The following is a 12,676-nucleotide window of genomic DNA, read 5'->3' on the forward strand; positions in this document are numbered from 1 at the left end:
TGCGACACCGCCCCCTGTCTGCGGCTATCACGAAAGCCCGGCGAAGTCGGTCGAGGCCCCGGTCACCCGTTCGCAGAACACCACTGGCGACACGCCAAAGCCCGTGATTTCCTTGCCATCACGCAAGCCTTGTGGCATCGCGCACGGCTTGTTAGCGTGCCCCTCCTCGGACTTCGACGAACCCACCGGGTCGCGAAGTGTGGTCGCAGGGGTGGGAGACTCGTTCCGGGGCGAAACCATGATCCCGTGGGGTGGAGGGTCCGCGGGTCGCGCGTACATTGGTGCACAGTTGTGGACAACTATGTGGATACCTGCTGCGTACGCGGGTGGCCACACCGACCTGCCGTGACGCTCCGCCGAGCCGTCGAGGGGAGAAAGGTCGAGGGGAGGGGAGCGGAGCAGCGTGTCTGAGCATCAGCTGAATCTGGCTGTTGTCTGGGAGCAGGTTGTCGCGGAACTCTCCGACGGAACGTTGTCCCCGCAACAACGCGCCTGGATGCGGGTGACCCGTCCCATCGGCCTCCTGGACGGCACGGCGCTGCTGGCCGCTCCGAGCGACTTCGCCAAGGAGGCCATCGAGCGCGCGCTGCGTGAACCCATCACCTCCGCACTGTCCCGGCACCTCGGTCGTGAGGTGTCCCTCGCAGTGAAGGTCGACACCGCCGAGAGCGCACCGCCTCCCCCACCTCCTCCGCCCGCACCGCCGAGCAACCCCGCGCCGTCCGTCACGCCGGTATCTCCTTCCGGCCACTACGGGCCGGGGCCCGTCGGCGCGCACCCGGAACGGCCACCGCTGCCGTCGGGCGAGGACACCATCATCATTCCGGCGATCCGGCCCCGTACCGAGACCGTCGAGCCCCGGATCCCGGGGCTGACTCACCGCGCGCACCCACCGACGATGCCGTCGGCGCATCCGCCGCCCCGGCCCGGCGGGCCACCACAGCCGCCGGCTCCGCACCCCAAGCACTCCCCGGAGGGCGACGAGGGTGACGAGGAGGTCGACGAGGAGAGCGAGGCCCTGGCCGCGGTGCACGAGATCTGGCCTACCTTCTCGGGTCAGCCGATCGCCGGGCAGCCCTACACCGCTCCGGCCCAGCCGCAGACGTCGAAGACCAGACTGAACGAGAAGTACAACTTCGACACGTTCGTCATCGGTGCCTCCAACCGCTTCGCGCACGCGGCGGCCGTCGCCGTCGCGGAGGCGCCGTCACGGGCCTACAACCCGTTGTTCGTCTGGGGCGAGTCCGGCCTCGGCAAGACGCACCTTCTGCACGCGGTCGGACACTACGCGCAACGGCTGTTCCCGGGCATGCGGGTGCGATACGTGTCGACGGAGGAGTTCACCAACGACTTCATCAACTCGCTCCGCGACGACCGCAAGGTGGCGTTCCAGCGTCGCTACCGCGACATCGACATCCTGCTGGTCGACGACATCCAGTTCCTGGAGGGCAAGGAAGGAACCCAGGAGGAGTTCTTCCACACCTTCAACACGCTGCACAACGCGAACAAGCAGATCGTCGTGTCCTCCGACCGCCCGCCGAAGCGGCTGGAGACGCTGGAGGAGCGGCTGCGCACGCGGTTCGAGTGGGGCTTGATCACCGATATCCAGCCGCCGGAACTCGAGACCCGCATCGCGATCCTGCGTAAGAAGGCCGCTCAGGACCGCCTGGCCGTTCCGGGTGAGGTGCTGGAGTTCATCGCGGCCCGCATCGAGGCGAACATCCGCGAGCTCGAGGGCGCGCTGATCCGTGTGACGGCGTTCGCCTCGCTGAACCAGCAGCCGGTGGACGTGGGGCTCGCCGAGATAGTGCTTCGCGACCTCATTCCCACCGATTCCCAGGCACCCGAGATCAGTGCGTCGACGATCATGCGCGTGACTGCGGAGTTCTTCGACGTCACGATGGACGATCTCTGCGGGCCCGGCAAGACCAAGGCCCTGGCCACGGCACGGCAGATCGCGATGTACCTGTGCCGGGAGCTCACCGACATGTCGTTGCCCCGGATCGGTCAGACCTTCGGTGGCCGTGACCACACCACGGTGATGCACGCGGACAAGAAGATCCGCAAGGAGATGGCGGAGCGGCGCCGCATCTACGACCAGGTGCAGGAGCTGACCTCCCGCATCAAGCAGTGCGCTCGCCAGTGACGCCGTAGCACTTCCCCCTCTTCTCCGCGCTCGCGACGTGGTCGGGCGCGGATTCGTCGTCTTTTCACCTTCGTACGCGCGGTCCTGCGGTGCTCGCCTGCTTCGGCAGAAAAAAGCCCGCGTGCTGGTTTCCCGAGTTATCCACAGGGTTACTCGATCGAGTGTTACACATGTGGATGAAGACGCCGACAAGGGAAGACGCGTGTTTGTCCACAGTAGTCCACAGTCTTTCCACAGGTACTCCACAAGGTTGTCCACACTTGTGTCCACATCGAGGCTTCCGTCACTCGTTCCGGTGACAGGCACGTGTATGGGCGGTGCACAACCTGGGTATAACTCAGCCCAAATCTGTGGATAGAGCTGTGGACAACTTGGCCGAGATGTGGATAGTTCGTTGTTGGCGCCCGTTCATCCACAGATGCCCCGAGTTGTCCACGGGCCCATCCCCAGGTTGTCCACACGCCGATGTGGCTAATGACCTGCGGCAACGGGCGTTATCCACACAATCCACAGCCCTTACTACTACGACTGCTTTTGTTCTTCTTCTGAGAAGAAAAGAAGAAAAACAGGCTCGACGCGAAGTTGGGGACAACTCGCCGCCGGAGGGCTCCGAGAAGCTCCGAGAAGCTCCGAGAAGCTCCGGGGAACCCGTGGCCCGAGGTGAGGCCGCAAGTCAGCACGCTCTACCGTGGAAGTCCACACGTCGGTGCGCTCGGTGGCCCACGACTGTTGGCCAGTGGCCAACGGGATCCGTCGCCGTGCGGACCCACAGACCTCGCCGGGAGTCATCCACCGGCGGTATGCGATCTCACGAGCTCCAACCGGCTCGGCTGTCGAAAGGATGGGCGCATGAAGATCCGCGTCGAGCGCGACGGACTTGCCGATGCCGTCGCATGGGTGGCCCGGAGTCTGCCGTCGAGGCCGCCCGTTCCCGTGCTCGGTGGAGTCCTGCTCGACACGGGTGGCGGTACCGAGGCGCTGACCGTCTCCGGATTCGACTACGAGGTCTCGGCCACGGTCGGGGTGCCCGCCACCGTCTCCGACGAGGGCCGCACGCTCGTGTCGGGCCGGTTGCTCGCCGACATCACCAAGTCGCTGCCCGCCAAACCCGTGGACATCGCGGTCGAAGGCGCTCGCGCCACCATCACCTGCGGAAACGCCCGGTTCAGCCTGCCGACCATGCCGGTGGAGGACTACCCGCAGCTCCCGGCACAGCCCGAACTCGCCGGGGAAGTGGCGGGCGACGCGTTCGCCCAGGCCGTCGCCCAGGTGGCGGTCGCGGCAGGCAAGGACGACACCCTGCCCATGCTCACCGGCATGCGCGTCGAGATCACCGGCACCACACTGACTCTCGTGGCCACCGACCGGTTCCGGCTGGCCATGCGCGAGTTCGACTGGCAGCCAGCCGAGGGCATCTCCGACTCCGCCGTGCTCGTGCCCGCACGGACGCTCGCCGACGCGGCCAAGTCTCTCGGCTCTGCCGGCACGAAGGTGCAGATCGGTCTCGCGGGCGGTGACGGTCTGCTCGGGCTTTCCGGCGGAGGCAAGTTCACCACCACGCGCCTGCTCGACGCGGAGTTCCCGCCGTATCGGCAGCTCCTGCCGTCCGACCACTCCTCGCGGGCGATCCTGTACGTCCCCGCGCTCATCGAAGCGATCAAGCGCGTGTCGCTGGTCGCCGAACGGGGCACCCAGGTCAGGCTGGAGTTCGCCGACAACTCGCTGCGGCTCTCGGCAGGCGGTGACGACGAAGGCAGTGCGGAAGAGGAGCTTCCCGTCGACTACGAGGGGGAACCGGTGACCATCGCGTTCAACCCGACCTACCTCGTCGACGGCCTCGGCGCTCTGCACGCCGAGCGGGCCGAGTTGACGTTCACGACGCCGAACCGGCCCGCGTTGCTCAAGCCTGCCGACGAAAGCGGTGACGTCGTGCCCGGCTATCTCTACCTGTTGATGCCGGTGCGGCTTCCCGGCTGAGCAGCGGTACACCTGGAAGGGGAGCATGCGAATGGCACAGCTTGGACTCGTCGGTCTGGGCAAGATGGGCTTCAACATGCGGGAACGCCTTCGGGCGGCCGGCCACGAGGTGGTGGGCTACGACCGCAACACCGAGGTCAGCGACACCGCATCGTTGAAGGACCTGGTGTCGGCGCTCTCGGCGCCGCGGGTCGTCTGGGTGATGGTGCCCGCCGGCGAGCCGACCCGGCAGACCGTCGCCGAACTCGCGGAACTGCTCGACGAAGGCGACCTGGTGATCGACGGTGGCAACTCCCGCTACACCGACGACACCCGCAACGCCGAACTGCTCGGCCGCCACGGGGTCGGCTACCTCGACGTCGGGGTCTCCGGCGGGGTGTGGGGCAAGGAGAACGGGTACGGCCTCATGGTCGGCGGCGACGAGGCCGACGTCGAACGCGCGATGCCGTTCTTCGACGCCCTCCGGCCCGAGGGACCACGTGAGGAGGGCTTCGCCCACGCGGGCGGTGTCGGCGCCGGGCACTACGCGAAGATGGTGCACAACGGCATCGAGTACGGGCTCATGCAGGCCTACGCCGAGGGATTCGAGCTGCTCGACGCCTCGCAGGTCGTGCGGAACGTGCCCGCTGTGATCAAGGCGTGGCAGCGCGGCACCGTGGTGCGGTCGTGGTTGCTCGAACTACTGGTCCGCGCTCTGGAGGAGGACCCGGAACTGGACGACCTCGAGGGTTACGTCGAGGACTCCGGGGAAGGCCGCTGGACCCTGGAGGAGGCCATCAACAACGCCGTTCCCGCCCCGGTGATCTCGGCGGCGTTGTTCGCGCGCTTCGCGTCGCGCCAGGAGGACTCGGCGGCGATGCGCGCCGTCGCGGCTCTCCGGGAACAGTTCGGTGGACACGCCGTCAAGACGAAGAAGGTATCCGGCTAGGTGTACCTGCGGCACCTCCAGGTGACCGACTTCCGGTCGTGGGAGCACGTCGATCTCCCGCTCGAGACCGGGCCCACGGTGCTGGTGGGCCCCAACGGGCGGGGAAAGACCAACCTGCTCGAAGCGGTCGGGTACGTCGCGACGCTCTCCTCGCACCGTGTCGCCACCGATGCCCCGCTGGTGAGGCACGGGTGCGAACGGGCCCTGGTGCGCGCGGCCGTGGTGAACGAGGGTCGAGAGCTCACCGTGGAGCTGGAGATCGCCCCGGGGCGGGCGAACCGGGCTCGGGTCAACCGCGGAGCCGTCGGCAAACCGCGGGAGATTCTGGGCATCCTGCGGACGGTGCTGTTCTCGCCCGAGGACCTGGCGCTCGTGCGAGGCGACCCTTCCGAGCGGCGACGGTTCCTCGACGAGTTGCTCGTGCAGCGGGCCCCGAGGTACGCGGGTGTGCGGTCGGAGTACGAACGGGTGTTGCGGCAGCGGAACGCGCTGCTGAAGAGCATGGGCAGACCCTCCTCCCGCCGTGGCCGCGGCGAGGAGGACCCCTACGCGGCCTCGACGCTGCAGGTGTGGGACAACCACCTGGCGACGGCCGGCGCCGAGCTGCTGGCGGCACGGCTCAACCTCGTGGCCGACCTGGCGCCGTTCGTGGCCTCGGCCTACGCGGAGGTCGCGCCCGACTCACGTCCCGCTCTGATCTCCTACCGGTCGAGTCTCGGTACCGCGCTGCCGGAGGGCAGTGGCACCCCGGAAGGGCCGAGGGTGACGCGCGAGGAACTGGCGGAGGTTCTGCTGCGCGTGCTCGGGGAGTCGCGGGACGCGGAGCTGGAACGAGGCGTGAGTCTGGTGGGGCCGCACAGGGACGACCTCGACCTGGTGTTGGGCCAGGCTCCTGCGAAGGGCTACGCCAGCCACGGCGAGTCGTGGTCGTTCGCGTTGGCGCTCCGCCTGGCTTCGTACCAGCTCCTGCGCGGCGAGATGGGTGGGGAACCCGTCCTGTTGCTCGACGACGTGTTCGCCGAACTCGACACGCGGCGTCGTGCTCGGTTGGCCGACGTGGCCACGAAGGCCGAGCAGGTGCTGGTGACCGCCGCGGTGGAGGGTGACGTGCCTGCCGAGCTGGACGGCGTGCACTACCGCGTGTCGGAGGGCGAGGTGACCCGTGGCTGATCTCGAGGAGTCCACACAACAAAACGTGACGGCCGATACGCGAGTTACCCACCGACCTGGGGATAAGTCTGTGGATAGTGTGGATAACTCAGGTAGCGCGTTACCACTCCGGGTAACGAAAGTCCCGGAAGGAGGAACGCATAGTCCTCTGGTGAGCGTTGTCGACGAAAGAACCCCCGAACGGCGCACAGAGCGTAACAGTGGGGCTGGGCCGAACGAGGCCGGGGGTCACTCCGCTCCGGCGGTCTCCCAGGGGCACGAAGGCAGTCATCCACAGGGCCGGGACCTGGCCAGGGCCGCGTTGCGCGCGGCGAAGGAACGCGCCGCGGCGCGGGGAACCGAGCCGGGCGCCCGCAGGCCGGGAACGGCGGGGGCGGCCGGAAGCCGCACGGTGCCCGGGCTGCCGGGGCAGAACCCCCGGCGGCGCCGCTGGTCGGGGCCGGGGGCGGACGAGCGGGATCCACAGCCGTTCGGTCGCCTGGTGTCGAGGATGTCGACGCAACTCGGCTGGACCACGCGGCTCGTGAACGGCCGGGTCTTCGGACAGTGGTCGGCCCTGGTGGGGGCGGAGGTCGCCGAACACGCCCAGCCGGTGGCGTTGAACGACGGCGAGCTGACCGTGCGCGCGAGTTCCACCGCATGGGCCACCCAGTTGCGCTTGCTGCAACGGCAGCTCCTGGCAAGAATCGCAGCGGGCGTCGGAAACGGCGTGGTCACGAGGATGCGGATCCAGGGACCGACGGCCCCGAGTTGGCGAAAGGGGCCGCGGCACATTCCGGGAAGGGGCCCCCGCGACACCTACGGTTGAGTCGTGGTGGGGACACCGCGCACGGCCGAGTCGGCACCGCTTCCGCGCACCCGCCTGAAACCGCGCAGCACGGGTCGGCACAGGTAGCGCCTAAGGCCGGACTCGCACCCGGCCGAAATCGTGTCTCTGTGACGCAGCCAGAGGTGTCCTTGGTGCCTGTAAGCGCGACTGGCCAAGTAAACTTGTGGAGGCAAGCCGGATTGGTGCCGGAACGAGTGTCAGCTTCGGGCCCGACGTAGGACCTTAAGTCACAGGATGTCCGTTGGGCGAGACGAGGAGAAGTCAGCCGGTGGCAGCGAACAACAGCGAATACAATGCGTCCTCCATCACGGTGCTCGAGGGCCTGGAGGCGGTCCGTAAGCGCCCCGGCATGTACATCGGTTCGACCGGTGAACGTGGGCTGCACCATCTCATCCAGGAAGTCGTCGACAACTCGGTCGACGAGGCCATGGCGGGTTTCGCGACGCGCGTCGAGGTCACGTTGCTGGCCGACGGCGGTGTCCGGGTCGTGGACGACGGCCGGGGCATCCCCGTGGACATCCACCCGGTGCACGGCAAACCCACCCTGGAGATCGTGCTGACCCAGTTGCACGCGGGCGGCAAGTTCGACAGCAAGTCGTACGCGGTGTCGGGCGGGTTGCACGGCGTCGGTGTCTCCGTGGTGAACGCGCTGTCCACCGCGCTCGACGTCGAGGTGCACTACAACGGCAAGGTCTGGGTGCAGCACTACGAGAAGTCGGTGCCCGGCGACCTGCTGGACAAGGGACCCACCGACCGCACCGGCACCAGCGTCACGTTCTGGGCGGACCCGGAGATCTTCGAGACCACCACCTACAGCGCCGAGACGGTGGCCCGGCGGCTCCAGGAGATGGCCTTCCTCAACAAGGGCCTGACCATCGTGCTGCGTGACGAGCGCGTCTCGGAGGAGCCGGACGAGGACGCCACCGGTGAGCGCGCGGGCATCAAGGAGCGCACCTACTACTACCCGGGCGGCCTCGAGGACTTCGTCAAGCACATCAACGCCTCCAAGGAAGCCATCCACCCGACCGTCATCTCGTTCGACCAGAAGGGCGAGGGGCTCGAGGTCGAGGTGGCCATGCAGTGGAACAGCGGTTTCACGCCGTCGGTCTACACCTTCGCCAACACGATCAACACGCACGAGGGTGGCACGCACGAGGAGGGCTTCCGCGCCGCACTGACCCGCGTGGTCAACGCCTATGCGCGTGACAAGAAGCTGCTCAAGGAGAAGGACGCCAACCTCACCGGCGACGACGTTCGCGAGGGGCTCGCGGCGATCGTGTCCGTCAAGCTCGCCGAACCGCAGTTCGAGGGCCAGACCAAGACCAAGCTCGGCAACAGCGAGGCGCGGTCGTTCGTGCAGACCACCTGCAACGAGTGGCTGGCCGACTGGTTCGAGCGCAACCCGGCCGAAGCCAAGATCATCATCAACAAGGCCGTGTCGAGCGCGCAGGCGCGCCTGGCCGCGCGGAAGGCCCGCGACCTCGTGCGCCGCAAGGGTGCGATGGACATCGGTGGGCTGCCCGGCAAGTTGAAGGACTGCCGTTCGCGGAACCCGGAGGAGTGCGAGCTCTACATCGTCGAGGGTGACTCGGCCGGTGGTTCGGCCAAGGAGGGCCGTGACTCGCGCTTCCAGGCGATCCTGCCCATCCGAGGCAAGATCATCAATGTCGAGAAGGCCCGCATCGACCGGGTGCTGAAGAACCAGGAGGTCCAGTCGCTCATCACCGCGCTGGGCACCGGTATCCACGACGACTTCGACATCTCGAAGCTGCGGTACCACAAGATCGTGCTCATGGCGGACGCCGACGTCGACGGTCAGCACATCCGCACGCTGCTGCTGACCCTGCTGTTCCGCTTCATGCGCCCGCTGATCGAGCAGGGTTACGTGTACCTCGCCCAGCCACCGCTCTACAAGATCAAGTGGCCGCGCTCCGAGCCGGAGTACGCCTACAGCGACCGCGAGCGCGACGGGCTCCTGCGCGCCGGCGCCGAGGCGGGACGGAAGCTGCCGAAGGACGACGGTATCCAGCGGTACAAGGGTCTCGGCGAGATGAACGCCGAGGAGCTGTGGGAGACCACCATGGACCCCGAGAACCGCGTGTTGCTCCAGGTGAGCCTCGACGACGCGGCGCAGGCCGACGAGTTGTTCTCCGTGTTGATGGGCGAGGACGTCGAGGCACGTCGTTCGTTCATCACCCGCAATGCCAAGGGCGTGCGGTTCCTGGACGTCTGATCCGGGTTGCTGTCGAGTACCCGCGCGAAGCCAGACGTCCGACCGTGTGAAAGGAACTTCCAGCCGTGACCGAAACCCTGCCGCCGACCAACCACGGCCGCATCGAGCCTGTCGACCTCCAGCAGGAGATGCAGAACTCCTACATCAACTACGCGATGAGCGTGATCGTGTCGCGTGCGTTGCCGGATGTGCGCGACGGGCTCAAGCCGGTGCACCGCCGAGTTCTGTACTCGATGTACGACTCGGGCTTCCGGCCCGACCGCGGGTACAACAAGTGCTCCCGCGTCGTCGGCGACGTGATGGGCAACTACCACCCGCACGGTGACTCGGCGATCTACGACGCTCTCGTGCGGCTCGCCCAGCGGTGGTCGATGCGGTACCCGCTGATCGACGGCCAGGGCAACTTCGGTTCGCCCGGTAACGACCCCGCGGCCGCCATGCGGTACACCGAGTCGCGCCTCGACCCGCTGGCGATGGAGATGCTGCGGGACATCGAGGAAGACACGGTCGACTTCTCGGACAACTACGACGGGCGTACCCAGGAGCCCGACGTGCTGCCGAGCCGTATTCCGAACCTGCTGGTCAACGGCGGCTCGGGTATCGCCGTCGGAATGGCGACCAACATCCCGCCGCACAACCTGCGCGAGGTCGCCGACGGTGTGTTCTGGGCGCTGGACAACCCCGAGGCGAACGACGAGGAACTGCTCGCGGCCCTGATGCAGCGCATCAAGGGTCCGGACTTCCCGACGAGCGGTCTGGTCCTCGGCACGCAGGGCATCTCCGACGCCTACCGCACGGGTCGCGGCTCCATCCGCATGCGCGCGGTGGTGGAGGTCGAGGAGGACGCCAAGGGGCGCACCATCCTGGTGGTCACCGAGCTGCCGTACCAGGTGAACCCCGACAACCTCGTCGAGAACATCGCGACCCTGGCGCGCGACGGCAAGATCGTCGGCATTTCGGACATCGCCGACGAGAGCAACAGCCGCAGCGGCATGCGCATCGTGATCACGCTGAAGCGCGACGCGGTGGCGAAGGTCGTGCTGAACAACCTCTACAAGCACACGCAGCTTCAGTACAACTTCGGCGTCAACATGCTGGCGCTGGTGGACGGCGTGCCGAGGACGTTGCGGCTCGACCAGATGGTGCGGCACTACGTGGCCCACCAGATCGAGGTCATCGTGCGCCGGACCCGGTTCCGGCTGCGCAAGGCCGAGGAACGCGCCCACATCCTGCGTGGTCTGGTCAGGGCTCTCGACCAGCTCGACGCGGTGATCGCGCTGATCCGCCGCTCGCCGAGTGTCGACGAGGCCCGCACCGGTCTGATGGAGCTGCTCGGCGTGGACGAGATCCAGGCCACCGCGATCCTCGACATGCAGTTGCGCAGGCTGGCGGCTCTGGAACGGCAGAAGATCATCGACGAGCTCGGCGAGATCGAGGCGAAGATCGCCGATCTGCAGAACATCCTGGACCGGCCCGACCGGCAACGCGCGATCGTCCGCGGTGAACTGCAGGAGATCGTCGAAAAGTACGGCGACGACCGCCGTACGCAGATCATCCCCTACGACGGCGACGTGTCGATGGAGGACCTGATCGCCGAAGAGGACGTCGTCGTCACGATCACGCGTACCGGCTACGCGAAGCGCACGAAGACCGACCTCTACCGTTCGCAGAAGCGTGGCGGTAAGGGCGTGCAGGGCGCGACGCTGAAGCAGGACGACATCGTGGAGCACTTCTTCGTGTGCTCCACCCACGACTGGGTGCTGTTCTTCACGAACAAGGGCCGGGTCTACCGGGCGAAGGCCTACGACCTGCCCGAGGCCAACCGCAACGCGCGGGGCCAGCACGTGGCGAACCTGCTGGCCTTCCAGCCCGACGAGCACATCGCCAGCGTCATCCAGATCCCCAACTACGAGGTGGCGCCGTACCTGATCCTCGGTACGAAGAAGGGATTGGTGAAGAAGTCGAGGCTGGCCGACTTCGACTCGCCGCGCTCGGGCGGACTCATCGGTATCAACCTGCGCGAGGGCGACGAACTCGTCGGCGCCGTGCTCGCCTCGGCCGAGGACGACCTGCTGCTCGTGTCCTCGGACGGGCAGTCCATCCGCTTCCACGCCACCGACGAGGCGCTCCGGCCGATGGGCAGGGCGACGTCCGGTGTGCTGGGGATGCGGTTCAACAACGGTGGTGAACTGCTCAGCATCAACGTGGTCAAGCACGGCACGTTCCTGCTGGTCGCCACCGACGGCGGGTACTCGAAGCGCACCCCCGTCGAGGACTACCCGGTGCAGGGTCGCGGTGGTAAGGGCGTGCTCACCATCCAGCACGACGAGAAACGTGGCAGGCTTGTGACGGCGCTCATCGTCGACGCCGACGACGAGTTGTACGCCATCACGTCCAGCGGTGGGGTGATCAGGACGCCTGCGGCCGAGGTTCGCCAGGCCGGAAGGCAGACCAAGGGGGTCCGATTGATCAACCTTGGCGGGGGGAACACTCTGCTGGCCGTGGCGCGCAACGCGGACCGGCCGTCGGACGTCCCCGAGTTGGAGGACGCGGGGAGCGTCGAAGCCGAGGGCGATGCCGTGTCGGACACGGACACGGAGCAACAGTAGTGGCTCGCGACAGACAGAGGGACTGACCGGTTGTGACACCACCTGACAACACCGAACAACGCGGCTCCGGTGGGGCGGACACCAGTACGGAGGAGGTTCCGCCGTGGCAGCGGGTGGCCAAGGACAGCTCGACAGCTCCGTCGGAGGGTGACGACGGAGCTACGCAGTGGCTACCGAGCCAGTCGAGTCAGGTGGGCGCCCAGCCGTCGGCGGCGGCACCGCCCCAGCAGGAGGCCGGTGCCGGGGAGCCCGTCTTCGCGCAGGGCGGCGCCGGTGGCCTGTTCGGCCAGGGCGGCGCCGGTGACCAGACCCAGCAGGCGCGCGGTGCCGCGACAGCGGGCTCGACCCGGTCGGTGAGCGCGTTCCGCAGGCCGGGGCGAGGGCCGAGGAGGGCGAACCTCCAGGTCAAGCGCGTCGACCCGTGGTCGGTGCTGAAGCTGTCGCTCGTGCTCGGTGTGGCGCTGTTCTTCGTCTGGCTGGTGGCCGTCGGCGTGCTGTACATGGTGCTGGACGGCATGGGGGTGTGGGACAACCTCAACGGCACCTACACCTCGCTGGTGGCCAACGACGGGGCCGAAGGGGAACTGCTCATCACGGCGGGCACGGTGTTCGGCGCCGCGGCCATCGTGGGAGCGGTGAACATCGTGCTGATCTCGGCGTTGACCACGTTGGGAGCCTTCGTCTACAACGTGTGCGCCGGGCTCACCGGCGGGTTGGAGCTCACGCTGTCGGAACGGGAGTGACCCCGGCGAAAGGGCGCTGATCGGCTTGAGGTAAGCTGTTC

The 12,676-nt window shown here is 67.5% G+C and carries 8 protein-coding genes; all 8 read left to right on the forward strand.

Annotated elements, in window-relative coordinates; translation table 11 throughout:
- Positions 1–403 precede the first annotated feature (403 nt).
- The 8 genes from dnaA (at position 404) to SACCYDRAFT_RS00040 (ending at position 12,635) form a co-directional block, all read left to right on the forward strand.
- Complete coding sequence (dnaA, locus tag SACCYDRAFT_RS00005; protein WP_005452407.1) at positions 404–2,146, forward strand: chromosomal replication initiator protein DnaA; 1,743 nt, start codon at positions 404–406, stop codon at positions 2,144–2,146.
- A gap of 849 nt (positions 2,147–2,995) precedes the next feature.
- Positions 2,996–4,123, forward strand: a complete 1,128-nt coding sequence (gene dnaN / locus SACCYDRAFT_RS00010; protein WP_005452408.1) for a DNA polymerase III subunit beta — start codon at positions 2,996–2,998, stop codon at positions 4,121–4,123.
- 31 nt (positions 4,124–4,154) lie between these two features.
- Positions 4,155–5,051, forward strand: coding sequence for a phosphogluconate dehydrogenase (NAD(+)-dependent, decarboxylating) (gnd, locus tag SACCYDRAFT_RS00015; protein ID WP_005452409.1), 897 nt, complete (start codon positions 4,155–4,157; stop codon positions 5,049–5,051).
- The gene (gene recF / locus SACCYDRAFT_RS00020; protein WP_005452410.1) at positions 5,052–6,221 is read left to right on the forward strand and encodes a DNA replication/repair protein RecF; all 1,170 of its coding nucleotides are present in this window, start codon (positions 5,052–5,054) and stop codon (positions 6,219–6,221) included.
- Between the two features lie 151 nt (positions 6,222–6,372).
- The gene (locus tag SACCYDRAFT_RS00025; RefSeq protein ID WP_005452411.1) at positions 6,373–7,029 is read left to right on the forward strand and encodes a DciA family protein; all 657 of its coding nucleotides are present in this window, start codon (positions 6,373–6,375) and stop codon (positions 7,027–7,029) included.
- 289 nt (positions 7,030–7,318) lie between these two features.
- Entirely contained in the window at positions 7,319–9,283 is a 1,965-nt protein-coding gene (gene gyrB, locus SACCYDRAFT_RS00030) for a DNA topoisomerase (ATP-hydrolyzing) subunit B (protein WP_005452413.1), read from the forward strand.
- A gap of 65 nt (positions 9,284–9,348) precedes the next feature.
- Positions 9,349–11,892, forward strand: a complete 2,544-nt coding sequence (gene gyrA / locus SACCYDRAFT_RS00035; protein WP_005452415.1) for a DNA gyrase subunit A — start codon at positions 9,349–9,351, stop codon at positions 11,890–11,892.
- A gap of 32 nt (positions 11,893–11,924) precedes the next feature.
- A complete protein-coding gene (locus tag SACCYDRAFT_RS00040; protein ID WP_005452416.1) occupies positions 11,925–12,635 on the forward strand; it encodes a DUF3566 domain-containing protein in 711 nt (236 codons plus the stop codon).
- The last annotated feature ends 41 nt before the right edge of the window (positions 12,636–12,676 follow it).

Source organism: Saccharomonospora cyanea NA-134 (assembly GCF_000244975.1).
Taxonomy (GTDB): Bacteria; Actinomycetota; Actinomycetes; order Mycobacteriales; family Pseudonocardiaceae; genus Saccharomonospora; species Saccharomonospora cyanea.

Bases quoted from the DNA above. Each gene is read 5' to 3' on its own strand.
- dnaN (WP_005452408.1), top strand. From the start codon at position 2,996: ATGAAGATCCGCGTCGAGCGCGACGGACTTGCCGATGCCGTCGCATGG.
- gnd (WP_005452409.1), top strand. From the start codon at position 4,155: ATGGCACAGCTTGGACTCGTCGGTCTGGGCAAGATGGGCTTCAACATG.